Origin of the sequence: Cardiobacterium hominis (assembly GCF_900637305.1) — a bacterium.
Classification (GTDB): domain Bacteria; phylum Pseudomonadota; class Gammaproteobacteria; order Cardiobacteriales; family Cardiobacteriaceae; genus Cardiobacterium; species Cardiobacterium hominis.
Genome location: NZ_LR134365.1, coordinates 1,682,671 through 1,700,138, shown reverse-complemented (window position 1 = coordinate 1,700,138; position 17,468 = coordinate 1,682,671). Strand labels below are relative to the sequence as shown.

Here is a 17,468-nt window from a genome sequence, read left to right as displayed (position 1 = left end):
TTATGGCTGACGACAAAACCACCCACTACAAATTGCCGCTGCCGAGCGCAGAGAACCTGCTCTCGGAAGATGTCGGTCGCATCCGTGACAGCCTGAGCGGTATCGATACCGCCCTCCATGACGAAAAAACTGCGCGCGAGGCAGCAGTTGACGCAGAAAGCGCGGCCCGCGCTGCGGCCATCACCGCCGAGGAAACCGCGCGCGGCGAAGACAAGGCGGCACTGGAAGCCCGTCTGAAAAAAACTCGAACCCTAGCCTTGGCAGGACTTTGATATGACCCCCGCACAAAAGGCGGCTGTTGCCGCCATCCTCAATACCGACCTCAGCACGCTTGACAGTGACCGGCTCATCGAGCTTTGCGTCATCTACCGTGCTGCCCCCGATGCCCTGGACACCTTCCCCGCCGCCCTCAAGGCCGAACTCGAACGCCGTTACAGCAGTGAGGTCATCGCGAGCGAAGACGTGAATTTCGGCGTGCTGCAACACATGAGCAACCAATTCCAATCCGCCATCCCTTACTTCCACCTGAAACTCTTGGAAATGACCGGCACCATCAACCGGGACATCTGGTTTACCGACAACGAAGCGCTCTTCCGCGCGAGCATTGACAACGCCGAGGTCGCCGCCTGGCTCGCAGGACAACCCGACATCCTCAACAAGTGCCTGGGCAACCGTTTGGCGCTGGGCTACATCGCACAAAGTGTGACCGCTGCGACCGCCATCCTTACCCGCGAGGAAGCGCTGGCGCTGTGGAAAAACGCGCCTGCCCTGTGGGACATCTGGCCACAACACCGCACCGGCATGGCGGTGGTCGCAAAATCGGCGGAACTTACCCAGTACATCATCGACACACCGGCGGCGCTGGCAGCGGTCGTCGCATCTGACAACGCCATGCAACCATTGATCGCATCGGCTACCGCCCGCCGTGTTTGGGTGGATTCCGAGGTGGCGATGACAGCAGTAGCCGCCAGCCAAACCGCGATGACGGCAGTCGCTGCGTCGCAGACGACTATGACGGCAGTCGCCGCCAGCCAAACCGCGATGACAGCAGTAGCCGCCAGCCAAACTGCGATGACAGCAGTAGCCGCCAGCCAAACTGCGATGACAGCAGTAGTCGGTAGCGAGGTCGCGATGCGAGCCGTAGCCGGTAGCGAGGTCGCGATGCGAGCCGTCGCAGGCGATGAGAAATTTATGCGCATCGTTATCGCCAGCAGCGTTGCAATGGCCGCAATTGCAGCATCTGAAACCGGTAAAAGAATACTGATAGCAGAAAACCAAATCTTGCAGTCACACAAAGACGCGCTCTACAGCATGGTTAAACAGCATTGGACAAATGCGCGCAGTATCAGACTCATTGATGGGCAAGGAGGCGTCCGCTATGAAAGCGGCAATAGCGCCTTGGCCGAGCCAAACAACGCGCTGATATTTGTCTGCCTTGGCAGCTTCTCAACCGCTTTTCAATACGGCCGTCACCAGCTGGAGCATCCGGATGGCAGCGTTGCTGCACTGGGTGGCTATCGTAATCAACCCTCAACCATGCAGGCGGTTGATGGCGTCAGTTTTGCCGGCGCGAAAATCAAACAAACCGTGCAAATCGGTGGCTCCTACGCCGAAGTTTGGATTCCCAAAGTGTGAGGTAGCACATGTATTACATCATCAACGCTAAAGGCGAAATCTGCGGCGAATCCCTCGACGCATTTACCCCCGCCGACGGCCTGCGCCTGATTGCCAAAGACGATTACCACCCCAACCCGCAGGCAGCGCTTGCCGCCGCCAAAACCGCCAAATTGCACGCTGCCGCCGAGGCCGCGCAGCGTTTCATTGACGTGGTTGCTGGGCTGGACGGCGTGCCGCAATTTGAACGGGATAGCTGGGCGTCGCAAGCCATAGAAGCGCAAGCCTGGGCCGCCGACCACAACGCACCCACGCCCATCCTCGCCGGTATCGCCAAAGCGCGCGGCGTGCCGCTTGACATCTTGCGTGAGCGGGCACTGGCGAAGAGCAATGCCTACACCGCGCTCACCGCGTCTGTGGCCGGGCAAAGACAGGCGATAGAAGACCGCGTCCATGCAGCCGCCGATATGGCCGCCCTCGATGCCATCGCTATCGCCTACAAGCCGCCGATGATGCCGATGATGCCTGCAGCACCTGCTGGAGGTGACGCATGAGCGTTTACGTCGCCTTTTACAAAGGTCGCCCACGCCCCGGCGCATCATTGCGCGAGCGCGTCAAATACCTCTTTGACGGCGCCATCCGTGTCATTACCCGCTCGCCCTACTCGCATTGCGAGCTGGCCATCCCGGACACCACCCGCCCCGGCGTCTATTTCTGTGTGTCGGCATCGGTCCGCGATGGCGGCGTGCGCGGCAAATTCATGGCGTTGCCCGGCGACCGCTGGGACTTATTACCCGCCATCGACCCCGAATACCTGCGCAATCCCGAACATTACGACCGCGCCCTGCGCACCTTGCCCGCTGATACGGTCAGCGACTGGCTGCGCCGCCATCAGGGGCAGCGTTACGACTGGCTCGGCGTCCTGCGCTTTGTTTTCCCGTGGCTACGCCAATCCGAGGCGCGCTGGTTTTGCAGCGAGTTTGTCGCCTGCGTCCTCGGCATGGACAACCCCGCCAAACAATCCCCTCAAGATATCTATCAGCACCTTTATGGAGTAAGCACAATATGAGCACAGAGTATTTACATGGCGTCCGCGTCATCGAAATCAACAACGGCAGCCGCCCGCTGCGTACCGCCTCGACCGCCGTCATCGGCTTGGTGGCGACCGGCGAAGACGCCGACGCGACCGTATTCCCGGAAAATCAGGCCGTCCTCATCAGCAACCTGCCCGAAGCTATCGGCAAGGCAGGCACGAAAGGCACACTTGCCCCCGCGCTGAATGCCATCTACAAACAGGCCAATGCCCTGACCGTCGTTGTCCGCGTGCCGACCAGCAAGGAGAAAAACGACAACGGCGCCGATCAAAATGCCAAGACCATCGGCACCTTTGAAAACGGTCGCCGCAGCGGTGCCAAGGCACTCCTCTCGGCCAAGGCCGAGCTTGGCGTCGTGCCGCGCATAATTGGCGCGCCGGGGCTGGACACGCAGGAGGTCACCACTGAGTTGGTCAGCATCGCGCAAAAGCTGCGCGGCTTTGTCTATGCCCGCGCCGTCGGCAACACCAAGGAAGAGGCGGCCACTTACCGCAATAACTTCCATGCGCGCGAATTGATGCTGGTGTGGCCGGACTTCACCGGCTTCGACGAGGCGGCCAAGAAAACGGCCACCATCAACGCCGTTGCCGTCGCTCTCGGCCTGCGCGCCAAGCTCGACCATGACACCGGCTGGCACAAGACCATTTCCAACGTCGGCATCAACGGCGTCACCGGCCTCACTATCGACGTGGACTTTGACATTACCAGCACCGCCACCGATGCCAATTACCTCAACAGCAAGGAGGTAACAACGCTGGTGCGTGAGCAGGGCTTCCGCCTGTGGGGCAGCCGCACATGTAGTGATGATGCGCTCTTTGCCTTTGAGAACTACACCCGCACCGCGCAAGTCATCGCCGAAACGGTGGCACGCGGCCACCTGTGGGCAATCGACAAACCGCTATCGCCCGGCTTGGCCAGCGACATCATTGCGGGCATCAATGCCGAGCTGCGCACACTCACCAGCGGCGGCTATCTGCTCGGCGGTGAGTCTTGGTACGACGACAAAGTCAACAGCAAAGACACCCTCAAAGCCGGGCAACTCAGCATCAGCTACAACTTCACGCCGGTTCCGCCGCTGGAAAACCTCAACCTGCGGCAATCCATTACCGACATCTACCTCATCGACTTCGCCCGCCGCGTCGAAGCCGCCAACTAAGGAGTCAACATGCTACCCAAGATTATTAAAGACGCCATCCTCACCGTCGAAGGGCGCGGCTATGCCGGCATCATCGACAACATCGAATGGCCGAAAATCACCCGCAAGACCGACGAATATCGCGCCGGCGGCATGTTCGGGCCGGTGGACATCGACCTCGGCCAGGAAAAAATGGAGCTGACTTTTGAGGCCAGCGAACAGACCGCAGAAATGATCGCCATCTACGGCACCTGTGGCCTTGCCGGTGTCAAATTCCGCATCAACGCTTCGGCAGAATCCGAAATGGATTGCAGCGGCCACGGCATCGAAGCGGTGATGACTGGCCGCCTGAAAGAAATCGACCTTGGCACGAGCAAGCCGGGCGAGCTGCAAAAGACCAAATACACTGCAAGCCTCGCCACGTTTAAGTACAGCATCGATGGCCGCGTCCTCTTTGACATCGACTTCCCCAACAACATCTGCATCATCGACGGCACGGACATGCTGGAAAAGCGCCGCGCCAATCTGAAAATGTAATTTAGGAGCCCCCCTATGAACAACAACACCCTGACCCTCAGCAAAGCCGTCACTCGCGACGGCAAACCCGTCACCGCCATCACCCTGCGCGAACCGAGCGCCGGCGAGCTGCGTGGCATCAAACTATTCGATCTGGTCCAAGGTGACACCGGCGCCCTGGTTGAGTTGCTGCCGCGCATCAGCACCCCGGCGCTGACCAAACAGGAGGCGCTCGGCCTCAGTCTGCGCGACACGATGCTCGCCCTCAATCTGGTCGCCACCATGATTACGGGAGGAGAAGGGGCTGACGGCAACGATGACGCGGGGAAGCCATCCCCCTAAGCGTCGAAGAAGCATGGGCAGACATCAACATTGTTTTCGGCGGCGGCTGGCCGCCGAGCGAGATGGACAGGATGAGCATTCGCGAGTTGCTGCGCTGGCACACCATCGCCCGCGAGCGCAACGCGCGCGAGCAGGCCGCCATCAACGATGCCCGGCGCTAGATGCCGGGCACGAAAAAGCCGCCCGAAAAGGGCGGCGTGTAAAGAAGATTACAGTGGAAGATGTCGCGATAACGGATGGCGTCCGGATGCTTTTTGTGCAGCGTCCATGCGCTCTTTTTCCAAGCGGCTTTCGGTTTCAATCCGGCGGCGATCCCGTTTTGCCTGCCAGGCCCAGAAAACGTCAGTCAACCATAGATAGAGCGGTTCAAAAAGCACTTCGTTGAGGAAGGAAAAGAAGACGCCGATGACGCCCAACACCGTGAGAATTACCACGATCCAAAGCAGTACCCATAATTCCATGACACGCTCCTTTTCTCTTTCGATAACTGCATTGTAGCAGAACAAACCAAGGAAATCTTATGGCCGAACTCAATTTACAGGTGCGCCTGCGTGCCTTTGACCAAATGAGTCGCACCTTTGCCAACGTGGGGCGTGCCGGGCAGCGGCTGCTACGGCAATTTGACCAAAACCGCAACACGCTGCATCGCTTTGATGCCCAGTTGCGTGATATTGGCGCCTACCGCCGCCAGCAGCAGGCTATCCGGCAAAACAGCCAGGATCTGACGCAAATGCGGCAGCGGGTGCGTGACCTGCACAACCAGCTGCGCAACGGCGCGGCAATGGGGCAGAGTACCGCCGCCATGCGCCGCCTGCGCGACGAGTACAACCGCGCCCGGCAATCGGTCAGTCAGTTGGAGCAAACGCGCAGCCGTGAACAGCAGCGCCTTGCCCAGCTCAGTCAGCGCTTGCGCGCGGCAGGCATTGATACACGCAACCTTGCGTCGGCAGAAGCACGCCTGCGTCGCGAGGCCGGACAGACCAACGACGCGCTCAACCGACAAGCCGACCGGCTACGCCGGTTGGCCGAGAGACAGCGTCAGGCGGAGGCGCGCCTCGCCCGTCGTGATGCCGGACTGGCGGTTTCGGCCAACGCCTCAATGGCCGGCTATGTCGGCATCAATGCTGCGCAGCGCGGCGCACACCTGCTCAGTGCGCCGGTGCGTGAATATATGGGGCAAGAGCAGGCGTCGACCGACCTCAAGGTGACGATGATGCGCGCCGACGGCACATTTGGCGCTTTTGAAGAAATCAACAAGCAGGCGAAGCAGCTCGGCAACGTATTGCCCGGCACCACCCAGGACTTCATCAACCTCGCCAAATCGCTGAAAGAACAGGGGGTCAAAGACGAAGTACTCACCAGCGGCGGCCTGAAAGCAGCGGCAGAGCTGGCGGTGCTGATGAACATGGGGCAAGAGGAAGGCGGTACTTTCACCGCGCGCATGATTGAAGCGCACGGCCTCAATCCCGACGACTTGAATAAAGCCGCTGACATGACCCAGCGCGCCTACTTTGCATTCGGCCTGAAAAAAGAGGACATGGGCGAGGCGATGAAATACTACGCCCCTAACGTCAACTCGCTCGGACTGACCGGCGAGGCCAACTACCGCAAGCTGCTTGCCCTGCAAGGGTTGGCGGCACGGCAGGGTCTGGAAGGCTCGATGTTTGGCACCAACTTCTCGATGATGCTGTCCAAACTCGGCGAAGGACCGAAGGCTCTAGAGATGGCGAAAAAAGGGATGAAAGGGGAAGCACGCGATGTCCTGAAAAAAGCCGGGGTCAAATTCAATTTCTACAACAAAGACGGCACCCTGAAAGACATCGAGAGCATCGTCAAGGAACTGGAGAAATTTGACGTTGTCCGCAAGAAACTGGGCGATGAAGAAGCGCTGCTGGCGATGCGGCAGATGTTCGGCGAACAGGGCGGACGTGTCGCCAAAATCCTCGCGCAGCAGGGGGTGGAAGGGCTGACTCAGGCGCTGGCCGATATGGACGAGCAGGCCGACAAAACCATGCGCATTACCGAAAAGACCTCGACTTTGTCTGCCGCCTTTGAGCAGCTTGAAGGGGTTGCCACCCTGCTCTCCGGTACCATCGGAGAAACCCTGCGCGACAGCCTGTTGTGGCTGAGTACCAACCTGCAAGACTTCATCGAGAACACGCTGCAGCCCTTCGTCAATAACAACAAAGAGCTAGTGAAATGGCTCATGGTTGGCGCCGCCGGGCTGATTGCCCTGGCGGCAGTTGGCGGTACGCTGCTGCTGGTGTTTGCCGGCCTGAATGCGATGTGGGTCATGGGCCGATTCGCCATAGGCGGCTTGTTGGCAAACCTCGGTTTACTCGGTCGTCTATTCACGAGTTTTGCCGGTTTTGCTGCGGTAGCCGGAAAAGCGGCACTATCGGGACTGGCAACTGCCGTCATGTGGCTGGGGCGTGCCTTTCTTATTGCCGGACGCTTTATGCTGGCCAACCCCATTGTCCTCGTCATTGCCGCTGTCGTTGCCGCCGGCTGGTGGCTCTATAAAAACTGGGGCAACGTGATCGGCTTCCTGAAAGATCGCTGGGCGGCGCTGAAAAACTGGTGGCTGACCAATCCCGTTTCCTCGGCCATTATCGGCGCCTTCTCTGCCGCAATCGAATTCTGCGTCAATCTGCCGGGGCGGCTGTGGGATTTGCTCACCGGCGCCGGCACCCGCGCCATCGAAGCCATCCGCAACTGGTCGGTGATGCAGGCGATCATGGACATTTTCGGCCCCGCGATTGACTGGGCCACCAACAAAATCAACTGGCTCATCGACAAAATCAAAGGGGCGTGGGAATCGCTGAAAGGGTTGGTCGGTGCGGCGGAGGAAGGCAGCATCCTCGCAAACAAGACCGTCGCGGCGCAAGCGGAGCGGCTGCCGCGCGGCTCCCTGGCGGCCGCACAAGCATTAGACAAGAAGCGCGAGGAGACGCTCAACGCCATGCGCAACGCCGGCGTCCTCGGCAATAGCAGCGTACCCAGGCCACCGGCGGCCAAGCCGCTGACCCCCGTCACCCGTGGCCAGCCGTTATCCAGCAATTACGCGCCGACGGTCAACGTCAACATCAACGCCCAAGGGATGGACAGCAAGGAACTGGCGGCCAATGTCAAAAAAGAAGTCGGCAGCGCCCTGGCCGCCGAACGCCGCAAACAGGCGGCGGGTATGCGCAGCGCAATGTACGACGCAGCCCCGGCTTGATAGGAGGAAACCATGCTGATGTGTTACGGGCTTTTTGTTTTCAGCGTCCACACAGCCCCTTTTGACAGTGTGCAACGCAGCACGGAGTGGCGCTGGCCATCCAACAACCGCACCGGCGGCGAACCCGCTTATCAATTTGTCGGGCGCGGTGAAGACCAAATCTCCCTGAATGGAGTGCTGATGCCCGCCTACACCGGCGGGCCATCCAGCCTCAACATGCTGCGCGAAATGGCCGAGCGCGGTGAGCCATATTTGCTGATGCGCGGCGACGGCAAGGTATTGGGCTACTGGCTGATCGCCTCGCTCAACGAAACTGCGAGCGAACTCATCTTTGATGGTAACGCGCAGCGCATCGAATTCCAGCTGGCGTTGAAACGCTACGACGGCCGCTATAGCGAGTACGGCAAACTCGCGCCGCTGCTGCCGCTGATTACGAGGTTGTTCTGATGACACCGATTTATCAACTCATCCTGGAAGGCCGTCCGCTGGAATTGCGCGGCCGCCTCATCTCGCTCTCCCTCATCGATAAAAACGGCATGGAGGTGGACGAGCTGACTGTAGAAATCGACGACAGCGACGGCATGGTGGAACTGCCGAGCAAGGGCAAGAAGCTGACCGCTGTCTTCGGTTTTGCCGGGCGCGAACAAAACCGGGGCAGCTACATCGTCGATGAAATCGGCCACCACGGCCCGCCGGATGTCATCACTATCCGTGCCCGCTCGGCGGATTTTCGCCAGACGCTGTTGGAGGAGCGCGAAACCAGCTACCACGCCACCACCCTCGGTGACATCATCGGTACCATCGCCAAACGCCACGGGCTGATTCCGGCAGTTGCGCCCGACCTCGCCGGTATTGCCATCCCGCATATTGACCAGACCAATGAGAGCGACGCCCACCTTGTAACCCGGCTGGCGCAGGAGCATGACGCCGTTGGCACCGTCAAGGACGGCCGTTTGCTCTTTACGGTGCGTGCAGCGGGTAAAACCTCATCTGGCCAAGATTTGCCAACCGTCACTGTCCACCGCAGTGAGGGCGACAGCCACGACTTTACCGATGCCGACCGTGATGACCGGGTGACTGGGGTCGTCGCTTACTGGCACGACAAAAAAGGCGCGAAACGGAAAAAAGCTGAGGTTGGCGCAGACGGCTACCGACGCCACTTGAAACAAACCTACAACAGCGAAAAAGAGGCAAAAGCGGCAGCGGAAGCGGAAATGAAGCGCATCAAAACCCGCTCGCGCACCCTGACCCTCAACCTCGCCGTGGGCCGCGCTGAACTCTTCGCCGAACAACCGCTCATCACCCAGGGCTTTAAACCGCAAATCGACGCGGTGCGTTGGTTCATCAAAGAGATTACCCACTCGCTGGGGGATAACGGCTACACTTGCCGGATCGCGTGTGAGGAGATGGTTACCTGAGTTCGATTGTTAAAAAACTCATAATATTATGAGTTTTAATATTTAGAGAAAATACGCCATCCTTTTTAAAAATAAAACTAAACATAACAAAATGATTGAGGGGGCGTTCCGCTGGGAAGGATATCAGACAAGTTTTTCATTTTTTTATATTTCCGAATTCGCCCCACTCTTATTGCGTGTGCAGTTTTCTTGCCTTCAAAATAAGATTGAAAAAAATCCGGTGTAATGCCAGAAAATTCTGCAGTCCTTTCCCAAAGGCGTGAAGGAGAATCTGAGATAAGTTCCGCTATTTCAAACTCTCCTATGACTTTCCCAATAGGCATAGTGGCATAAATGATTACTTTAGTAATACTCTTATTTTTGGGAAGTACTTTTCTAAATTCATATTTCTTTTCACCGTTCAAAATTTTTTCAGCATATTCCGGCTTAATAGACAACAAAACTTGCATTGACCGACCCCAATCGTAGAATATTAGTTGCTTGTTGTGATGTAAGTGGCATAAATCCGAAATAGTCATTTTCATATAGCCCTACTTGCTCAAGCAAGTCTTTCCTAATAACTCGCTTGGGCAGGGCAATATTATACGAAAATTTTAGTATATGAGGGTAGCGTTTTTCTGCCCAAAATTTTTGCAATTCATAAGGTGTAAAGATGCTATATGGTGCACAGTACTGTTCGAACTCCGAATAGTTTTGGAATGTTTCAATATGACGATATTCTTCCACCACACATACTGAGCTAATTAAAGCGCGGTAATATGCTGGCGCCTTATTGTCACTGGTTCGATAAATAAATAAAATATCTCCTCTTCTCAGTCTTTCCATACCAGACATCCCTGCCAAGTATACTTTATGGATACTATTCGTTGGTGAAACATCCTGAATAATTGAAGTATCTTCATTCGTCAATATGGAATCCGGCAATAAACGGGAATGCCATTGAGGATAGATAGCTAATAGATAACTTTTCGGCTTAAACGTTTCATCTCCTCTGAAGTTCACAATTGGATAGTTCTTGATGATATTTGCAATACCTGGATATAGAAGACGTAGCCGCTTAGTCAAAACCAGCTCGATGCCATTCGAAGTTTCTTTTGTTGCTTCCTGCCTAAACCCATAGCGTTCAAACAGTGAAATCAGCGAAGTGTGCTGGGCAAACACAGTTACATAAATATCATCGAAACCACAGGTGATCGCATAGTCAAAAATCTTTTTGAGAAAACGTTCACCTAGCTTTGTCCCATGAGCATTAATCTTAAGCGTACCGATTTTCAGCCAACCACGCGGATTCGAGGCAATCAGATTTGGCTGGCAGTCATTGATGATTATCGGTTCTTCTTTCAGATATAAGAAACCATCAATTAAACCTTTTTCTCCGTAAAATACATAAGCAGACTCTTGCGCCTTACGCCTGAACCAGTCTGTAAATTCCTGGTAGGAATTTTTTAATGAATCAAAAAATGGGTCATTTAAGTCCACATCAGCAAAAAATCTGTATTGTAAATTTCCCATTTTTTCTCCTTTATGTTCCTTTGGGTAGTACTGCAAACAACATCCACTTACGCACAAACCTCACCAGTTGCAACATCAATGGCACAAATAATCCGGTCGCGACGGAAACTGCGCGTGGCCTTGACCAGCTGACATCTGCCCTTGATAATTTCATTGCCGGATTTGTTAAACGCAATTTCCCGCACATGCACGCGGCGCTCGCTAATGTTGCCCCCGCTGTCGCAATATGAAATATCGTAAGTATTGCCCGGCAGAATCATGCCGTAGGGATTGTCGGAAACGGGCGGAGGTGCATTTTGTCTGCGGCGGTCCCGGCTTCTTTGTCGTGGACGTGGTGGAGACGGCAAATCAGCGTCAAGAAACTCACCCAGCAACACCCGCAATTCTTCTGCTTCTTCTTCGTCCAGTTGCCCATCTGCCAGCGTTGCTGCGAGAACAATAGCGATATGCCGCACCCGACTATCCTGCAAACCATCATGTTCGCGCAAATAGCGGTAAAGATATTCAGCTTCCGCCTGCTCAACGACGTTGTCGCTTAACGTCATCCTCACCAATTGGCAAAAATCGGCATAATCCGAGGCGTTCATCCCTGTGGGTTCGGGTGGCGCAGATGATGGCGGAACGCGCCGTCTACGTGCGTTTTGTTGCCACAATACTAACGTTGTCGGGGCCCAAGGAAAAATACCCACTATCAGCAATAATGAAACATCTTCCGCTTGACGCGGCGAAGTCGCAAAACCGGCAAAGATAAATAGCGACCACAATATCAGTATTCCTAGAAATATTTTCTTTAGCATTTTTATGTTGGTATTTTGCTGTTTTTTATTTTCTCATTTCTTTCAAATCTATGAACGGCACGATATGCAATTCTTCTACTAAAAAATGCAGCAATAAAGATAAATAATATTGATATAGCAATAGAGTATAATAAAAAGCTTGTTACAACCGTAGGGTTACCTGTTAAATACAAAAAATCACGCCAAAGGATATTAATATAGTTTTTAACATTAAAAACATTTGTTTTTTGATATATTCTATAAAGATAGAATAAAATTACCAAAGTAATTTCAAATAAAAAAATTACTTTCATCCAAACATTGGTTCTATCTGCAAGAATTTTTTTCTTTATGTTTTCTAGTTCAGTTTTACGTGTAATTTCTTCTATTTTTTGCAACCGAGCACGCTGCTCTTTTTTCCATAATAAATCCTCATTCATAAGGTTAAGATAAAGCTCAAACGCTTCTTTTAAATCATCAGGGATATTTGGTGATATATTAAGAACCTGTTCAATTTTATTTATTCTACTATCTTTAATATCGCCAATCTGATTGTATAGATATAATTCAACATCCTCGTCTTTATTTTCCATTTACTTTCCTTGTTTGATGTTCCCAATAATTGAGCCAGTTATGTTGCCAATTTTATTACCACTATTTTTCTCATCATTATTGAGAATTACCCCGTGATTTTCGCCAACGGCAAAATCGCCCTCAAATTTATACTCTTTTTTAATTTCTACGCCCGGCAACGGCACGTTGCCGACCAGCGCGTTATACGCGGCTGTTTTGCGAGCCAAATCGGCAGCGTGCCAAACGGCAAGCAACTCGCTATCTTCGCGCGATAGACGCATAGTGTTCGCTTCGCCGGTTATGACATACATGGCATCGTAGCCGGCCAAGTGTAGGCGTTCGATATATTTACTATCCGGCGAACGTAACCCCTTTTCATAGTTTTTTTGCGATGCGAGAGAGATACCCATTTTCTCTGCAAAAGCGGTTTGAGATAGTCCTGAAGCCTCGACTATTTTTCTTAATCTTTCATGTAGTTGAAGCATTTTTAGCTAATACCTGTTTACAGGCTACGTAAGTAGCCGTATAGTAAGCTCAAAGCTAAGCAAGGCGCTTAGCTACACAAGGCGGAGAGCAACCCTACAGTTTGGCGACTACGGTTGCTCTCCTATTCCCCCAACAAATCAGGAGGCTTATGGCTTCGCCGCGCTTACGCTTAGGCTTAGCCGTCTGTAATGATACATGAACATCAAACCGCCCGAAACCCGCAAAGACAAGCCGGTTCTCGTCCGGCTATCTCAACAAGACCGCCAGCGCCTGCAACGCGCCGCGCGCAAGTTGAAACTACCAATGGCAACCATCGCCTACCAATGCGTTAAGCAATACCTTGACGCCGAGTTTGGCAAAGGTGGCCAGTCATGACCATCAAACCTGTTTGCAGCACCGTCAGCTTGCTGGAAAGCCATTTGTGTGCAATCCCTGTTGCCGCAATCCGTGATGCGCTCTCCCTCGACGATAGCAGCGTCAGCCGCATAAAAACCGGCGACCGCCGCATTTCTTTCAAAGAGTTCTGCACCTTGATTGCGCTTCCCAGCCCGGCGCAACCACAAGGGCTGGCACTCGCCCCGGCCAAAGCCATCATCATCACCCCCGAACTGTTCCGCGCTCTGCGTGACCTCGCCCGCGATTCGCTCAATATGATGAGCGAGGACGGTGCCGCATGAGACAGCCGCCCATCCGCTACTACCGCGACCCGCACGCGACACGCCTCGATGCTATCCGCAACGTCTGCGAAATCCTCGCCTGCCTCGCCATCATGGCGATGGCTACCGTGATGTTCGCCAAGGCACTCGCCGAGGACGACCCGTTTTACCGCACAGACAGCGACGCGCACTATCAGCGCATCGCCGACCTCTGCCCACACCTGCCGGCCAATGAACAGCCGGAATGCCTCGCCTGGCTACGACAAGGAGGACGCCGTGGATAAAGACACTTTGAAACTGATTTTCTCTGCTGTCGCCGCTCGTTTGATTGAGCGGGGCATCACTTGCTATGTCTCGTTTTTTGAAAACGGAACAACGCAGCTCTCAGCGCGATTTGCTGTATCCAGTATCTACTTGTCATGTGACGAGGTTGGTCCCAGTGTCCGTATGTACACGAACCCGGACAAAGTCCACCCCACCCAGTTTTTTGACACCGTCGGTGAAGCCTTGCTTGAATTCTGGTCGTTGGTCGAAAAATGCGGCAAAAAGGAGGGTGCGCTATGAGTCAACCCTTACGCCATTTCCCTTGCCCGGCGTGCGGTGCGCCGATGCGCATTCAAGGCAGCCACCAGCAGCATGATGCCATGCGCGAACAATACGCAGCATGTCAAAACCCGCACTGCGGCGCGACCTACCTCATTCGCTCCGAAGTGGTTCGGCAAATATCGCCGGCAAGCGGTCTTTTCCAACCCCAAATCACGGCCATCCCCGTCTGTGACGCGGTGCAAGACCGTGCTCTTGACCTGGCGCGCGAGTTTGTCGCCCGTCCTTGGCAGCCCGGTTACAGCCGCGACGAACGCCTTGCCGCTTGCCGTGACTATCTGCAAGAGCTGGTCAAAATTGATACCCACCGCGCCGAACTGACGGCAGCCCGTGCCATCGCCGAGCATGAATCCGCAGGGCTGGCCAAAGAGGGTTGGGGATTGTCCATTGACGATTCATCCATCGCTTGCGCCATCATCAACGACGGTGGGCAACAGCACGCGGTATCGCTGCGCGAGCTGGTTGAATTTGTCCGCGCCCGCACAGCGCGCGAGCAACAAAGCGCGCTGCTGTAAGCGAGGGACATATGGCCGAGATGAATGAAGAGCTAGCCGGGCGCATTGTGCCCCGGATACTCAGCGAGTTTGCCTTTAAGAAAAGTGATGACGGGCGCTGGCTGAACCAGGGCAAATGTCCTGCTTGTGGCAAAAAATCGCTCTTTACTTCGGCGCAATCGCCGTGGGTGCTGCGCTGTGGCCGCGAGAACAAGTGCGGCATGGAGTACTCCGTCCGCGACTTGTATCCGGAGGAATTCGGCCAGTACAACAAGCGCTTCCCCAGCACGCCGCAAAACCCGAATGCCACCGCCGATGCCTACATGCGTGAGGCGCGCGGCCTCAACACCATGCGCATGAAGTCCTACTACACACAGGAAAAATGGTGGAGCGGGCAGGCACAAAGCGGCACGGCCACGGTGCGTTTTTATCTGCCCAACAGTACGTCCTACATGGAGCGTTTTGTTGACCCGGTCGAAATCGTCAACGCCGACGGCAGTCGTGAGGTACGCAAGCAGAATTTCAGCGGGCCGCACGCCGGACTTTGGTGGCAGCCACCGGAGATGATTATCCAGGATGGTGACGAGGTGTGGATTACCGAGGGCATTATTGACGCCATCTCGCTGTGGCAAAACGGTATCAAGGCGGTTGCGGTGCTGTCCTGTTCAAATTATCCACAAACTGCACTGGATAACTGTGTAGCAACAGGAGTGCGGTGGGTATGGGCACTCGACAACGACAAGGCGGGCAAAGCCGCTATCCGCAAATTCGTTGCCCGGATGCGCAAGGCTGGACTGGATTGTGCCGCCGCCATTTCGCCAGCGAAAAGTAAGTGTGACTGGAATGACCTGCACCGCTTGGGCAGGCTGAACGTTGAAGACCTTGACGAATACCGCTATCACGGTGCGCTGCTGATTGCGCGCTCGGTGGGTGAGAAGGCAGCGCTACTGTTTATCCATACCAAATTGCACGGTTTTGTCGTTGATTATGACAATCAGCTCCATTGGTGGACAGTTGAACAGAAAGACTTGGAAGACCTAATAGAGTCAGGCGACTTTGACTATGGCCGCACCAACGATGAAACGACGCTCAATGCGGTCATGAAGGTCGGCAAGATGCAGCGTATCGCCAACGCCCGTCCCGAATTTCTCTATTTCCAGCGTGCGGAAGTGACGGATGAAAGCTGGTTTTACGCCCGCATCCATTTCCCCGACAGCCGCCCGGCGATGAACATGACTTTCACGCCGGGGCAAATCACCGCCAGTGCCGAATTCAAAAAGCGGCTGGCCAGCGCGCAAGGCGCGTGGTGGTCGGGCGAAGCGAAACACCTCGACTGGATAGGTACCCGCTGGCTGCAGGGGCTGAAAACCGTGGAAACGATCGAGTATATCGGCTACAGCCGCGAGCACGATTGCTACATCTTCCCCCGCATCGCTGTGCAGGGCGGTAAGACTTACGACATCAACGAAGAGGATTTTTTCGATCTGCCGAAGAAATCCATCAAGTCGTTGTCACGCGAGCGGCAGATGCACATCGAAACGACCCCGCGCCATTATCGCCAGGACTGGCCGCAGCTGGTGTGGCGCGCTTTTGGCACCGACGGCATGATTGCGGCGGTGTACTGGTTCGCTTCGCTCTTCGCCGAGCAGGTGCGCAAATGCCAGTCGTCCTTCCCGTTTTTGGAAGTCATCGGCGAACCCGGTTCCGGCAAAACGACGCTGATCGAATTCCTCTGGCGGTTGCTCGGTCAGGATCGTGAAGGCATCGATCCAAACAAGGGCACGCGCGCCGGCCTCGACCGCTCGCTGGCGCAGCATTCCAACATGCCCAACGTCTTCATCGAAGCTGACCGCGCCGAAGATTCACACGCGCGAAAATTTGACTGGGACGAACTCAAACCCTTTTACAACGGACGCGGGATGCGAGTGCGCGGCTTGAAAAACAGCGGCAACGAGACCTACGAGCCACCTTTTCGCGGCACACTGGTTATTGCCCAGAACGACCAGGTCAACGCCAGCGACGCAGTGCTTGAGCGGATTGTCCAACTGCGCTTCACCAAAGCGGGACACAGCGCCGATTCCAAGGCCGCGACAGATGAAATGGTGCGCCTCGGCATCGAGGAACTGAGTTATTTCGTACTGCTCGCCACGATACGTGAAAAAGAGGTGGTTTCCTACGTCACCGAGAAGATGCCGAAGTATCAAGAAATGCTGCTCAACATTGACGGCATCCATCACGCACGGCTTGCCAAAAACCACGCCCAGCTGATTGCCTTCGCCGAACAGTTTGCGGCCATTTTCGGGTTGAGCGACGAACAGAAAAAAGCGACCTGCGCTGCGCTGAAGGATGCCTGCATCGAACGGCAAACGGCCATCGCTGCCGACCATCCGGTGGTCGCGGAATTCTGGGAAATCTTCGACTACCTCGACAGCGCAGGCAAGAGCGATGGCTTCGGTGCGCCACAACCCGCGCTCAACCACAGCCGCGATCCAAACCTAATAGCCGTCAATCTCAACGAATTTATCGAAATGGCCGGCAATGCCCGCCAACAGGTGCCGCTCTTGCGCGATTTGAAACGCCACCTGCGCTCCAGCAAACACCGCAAGTTTGTTGATGCGAGCCGCACGGTGTCATCGGCCATCGCGTGCAACAGCAACGGTCAACCCAAAACCCCGCGATGCTGGATATTTCAACGCGCGCGCGGGGAACAGACTTCTTAACACACAGGAGAAAACTATGAGTAACAACCTTCTAATGGTGACAATGCGGAAATGGGTAGAGGTGTCTTTGGTATTGGCAAAGGTAATGGAACAAGAGGGAATAGAACTCCTGGCGCCGAAATTGCACTTGGCTAATGGCAAGGAAATCAGACTCTCGCTGGAAATTGTTGATAAAACCGAAGTGCAGGAGAAAGGAGCATGAGCATGTAACTAAACATAGAAAACGCCATCGTCTTTGGTAAGAAAGGGGAATTGCAATGGGTCTTGGAAGAGTTGGTTCGCAATCTGAAAGAACTGAAAGAGCGTACC

Annotated in this window: 24 protein-coding genes; 18 read left to right on the top strand and 6 right to left on the bottom strand. The window is 55.0% G+C overall.

Annotated features, from left to right (window positions below; all coding sequences use genetic code 11):
• Positions 1-2 precede the first annotated feature (2 nt).
• Genes EL199_RS08280 through EL199_RS13325 form a run of 8 tightly spaced genes read left to right on the top strand, consistent with a single transcriptional unit; the run spans position 3 to position 4,862 of the window.
• On the top strand, positions 3-272 hold the full coding sequence (locus EL199_RS08280) for a hypothetical protein (protein ID WP_004142374.1): 270 nt from the start codon (positions 3-5) through the stop codon (positions 270-272).
• A 1-nt stretch (position 273) separates the two neighbouring features.
• Entirely contained in the window at positions 274-1,635 is a 1,362-nt protein-coding gene (locus EL199_RS08275) for a hypothetical protein (protein WP_004142376.1), read from the top strand.
• An 8-nt stretch (positions 1,636-1,643) separates the two neighbouring features.
• Complete coding sequence (locus EL199_RS08270) at positions 1,644-2,168, top strand: hypothetical protein (protein ID WP_004142377.1); 525 nt, start codon at positions 1,644-1,646, stop codon at positions 2,166-2,168.
• Positions 2,165-2,683: a hypothetical protein gene (locus tag EL199_RS08265; RefSeq protein ID WP_004142379.1), complete on the top strand. Its 519-nt coding sequence runs from the start codon at positions 2,165-2,167 to the stop codon at positions 2,681-2,683. The genes EL199_RS08270 and EL199_RS08265 overlap by 4 nt, the downstream gene beginning before the upstream one ends.
• On the top strand, positions 2,680-3,864 hold the full coding sequence (locus EL199_RS08260) for a phage tail sheath protein (protein ID WP_004142380.1): 1,185 nt from the start codon (positions 2,680-2,682) through the stop codon (positions 3,862-3,864). Before EL199_RS08265 ends, EL199_RS08260 begins: the two co-directional genes overlap by 4 nt.
• A 9-nt stretch (positions 3,865-3,873) precedes the next feature.
• Entirely contained in the window at positions 3,874-4,380 is a 507-nt protein-coding gene (locus EL199_RS08255; protein ID WP_004142381.1) for a phage major tail tube protein, read from the top strand.
• A gap of 15 nt (positions 4,381-4,395) precedes the next feature.
• Positions 4,396-4,701 carry a phage tail assembly protein gene (locus tag EL199_RS08250; protein WP_004142382.1) on the top strand — a complete coding sequence of 102 codons (306 nt, stop codon included), beginning with the start codon at positions 4,396-4,398 and terminating at the stop codon, positions 4,699-4,701.
• Positions 4,692-4,862, top strand: coding sequence for a GpE family phage tail protein (locus EL199_RS13325; RefSeq protein ID WP_126316054.1), 171 nt, complete (start codon positions 4,692-4,694; stop codon positions 4,860-4,862). The genes EL199_RS08250 and EL199_RS13325 overlap by 10 nt, the downstream gene beginning before the upstream one ends.
• A gap of 48 nt (positions 4,863-4,910) precedes the next feature.
• Here the strand turns inward: EL199_RS13325 and EL199_RS08240 are convergent, their stop codons facing one another.
• Positions 4,911-5,162, bottom strand: coding sequence for a hypothetical protein (locus EL199_RS08240; RefSeq protein WP_004142383.1), 252 nt, complete (start codon positions 5,160-5,162; stop codon positions 4,911-4,913).
• A 59-nt stretch (positions 5,163-5,221) separates the two neighbouring features.
• Here EL199_RS08240 and EL199_RS08235 point away from each other — a divergent pair, with 59 nt between their 5' ends.
• Genes EL199_RS08235 through EL199_RS08225 form a run of 3 tightly spaced genes read left to right on the top strand, consistent with a single transcriptional unit; the run spans position 5,222 to position 9,339 of the window.
• A complete protein-coding gene (locus tag EL199_RS08235) occupies positions 5,222-7,921 on the top strand; it encodes a phage tail tape measure protein (protein WP_004142384.1) in 2,700 nt (899 codons plus the stop codon).
• A 12-nt stretch (positions 7,922-7,933) separates the two neighbouring features.
• Positions 7,934-8,368, top strand: a complete 435-nt coding sequence (locus EL199_RS08230; RefSeq protein WP_004142385.1) for a phage tail protein — start codon at positions 7,934-7,936, stop codon at positions 8,366-8,368.
• A complete protein-coding gene (locus tag EL199_RS08225) occupies positions 8,368-9,339 on the top strand; it encodes a contractile injection system protein, VgrG/Pvc8 family (RefSeq protein ID WP_004142388.1) in 972 nt (323 codons plus the stop codon). Before EL199_RS08230 ends, EL199_RS08225 begins: the two co-directional genes overlap by 1 nt.
• A 77-nt stretch (positions 9,340-9,416) precedes the next feature.
• On the opposite strand, the gene EL199_RS08220 is transcribed toward EL199_RS08225, so the two are convergent.
• From EL199_RS08220 to EL199_RS08200, 5 genes are read right to left on the bottom strand one after another with little or no spacing between them, the layout of a single operon-like run.
• Complete coding sequence (locus EL199_RS08220; RefSeq protein WP_081447847.1) at positions 9,417-9,788, bottom strand: ASCH domain-containing protein; 372 nt, start codon at positions 9,786-9,788, stop codon at positions 9,417-9,419.
• Positions 9,766-10,851, bottom strand: a complete 1,086-nt coding sequence (locus EL199_RS08215; RefSeq protein WP_004142392.1) for a GNAT family N-acetyltransferase — start codon at positions 10,849-10,851, stop codon at positions 9,766-9,768. The genes EL199_RS08220 and EL199_RS08215 overlap by 23 nt, the downstream gene beginning before the upstream one ends.
• 47 nt (positions 10,852-10,898) lie before the next feature.
• A complete protein-coding gene (locus tag EL199_RS08210) occupies positions 10,899-11,648 on the bottom strand; it encodes a hypothetical protein (RefSeq protein WP_126316053.1) in 750 nt (249 codons plus the stop codon).
• Positions 11,649-11,650: 2 nt separating this feature from the next.
• A complete protein-coding gene (locus EL199_RS08205) occupies positions 11,651-12,220 on the bottom strand; it encodes a hypothetical protein (protein ID WP_004142396.1) in 570 nt (189 codons plus the stop codon).
• The gene (locus tag EL199_RS08200) at positions 12,221-12,685 is read right to left on the bottom strand and encodes a helix-turn-helix domain-containing protein (RefSeq protein WP_115612106.1); all 465 of its coding nucleotides are present in this window, start codon (positions 12,683-12,685) and stop codon (positions 12,221-12,223) included.
• Positions 12,686-12,881: 196 nt separating this feature from the next.
• Here EL199_RS08200 and EL199_RS08195 point away from each other — a divergent pair, with 196 nt between their 5' ends.
• From EL199_RS08195 to EL199_RS08165, 7 genes are read left to right on the top strand one after another with little or no spacing between them, the layout of a single operon-like run.
• Complete coding sequence (locus EL199_RS08195; RefSeq protein WP_004142400.1) at positions 12,882-13,061, top strand: hypothetical protein; 180 nt, start codon at positions 12,882-12,884, stop codon at positions 13,059-13,061.
• Positions 13,058-13,363 carry a hypothetical protein gene (locus EL199_RS08190; RefSeq protein ID WP_004142401.1) on the top strand — a complete coding sequence of 102 codons (306 nt, stop codon included), beginning with the start codon at positions 13,058-13,060 and terminating at the stop codon, positions 13,361-13,363. The genes EL199_RS08195 and EL199_RS08190 overlap by 4 nt, the downstream gene beginning before the upstream one ends.
• On the top strand, positions 13,360-13,626 hold the full coding sequence (locus tag EL199_RS08185; protein WP_004142403.1) for a hypothetical protein: 267 nt from the start codon (positions 13,360-13,362) through the stop codon (positions 13,624-13,626). The genes EL199_RS08190 and EL199_RS08185 overlap by 4 nt, the downstream gene beginning before the upstream one ends.
• Positions 13,619-13,906 (top strand): hypothetical protein, encoded by a 288-nt coding sequence (locus tag EL199_RS08180; protein WP_004142406.1) that lies wholly within the window; start codon positions 13,619-13,621, stop codon positions 13,904-13,906. Before EL199_RS08185 ends, EL199_RS08180 begins: the two co-directional genes overlap by 8 nt.
• Entirely contained in the window at positions 13,903-14,460 is a 558-nt protein-coding gene (locus tag EL199_RS08175; RefSeq protein ID WP_081447848.1) for an ogr/Delta-like zinc finger family protein, read from the top strand. The genes EL199_RS08180 and EL199_RS08175 overlap by 4 nt, the downstream gene beginning before the upstream one ends.
• Before the next feature lie 20 nt (positions 14,461-14,480).
• Positions 14,481-17,159, top strand: a complete 2,679-nt coding sequence (locus tag EL199_RS08170; RefSeq protein ID WP_040355872.1) for a toprim domain-containing protein — start codon at positions 14,481-14,483, stop codon at positions 17,157-17,159.
• Between the two features lie 16 nt (positions 17,160-17,175).
• A complete protein-coding gene (locus EL199_RS08165; RefSeq protein ID WP_004142411.1) occupies positions 17,176-17,361 on the top strand; it encodes a hypothetical protein in 186 nt (61 codons plus the stop codon).
• Positions 17,362-17,468: the final 107 nt, after the last annotated feature.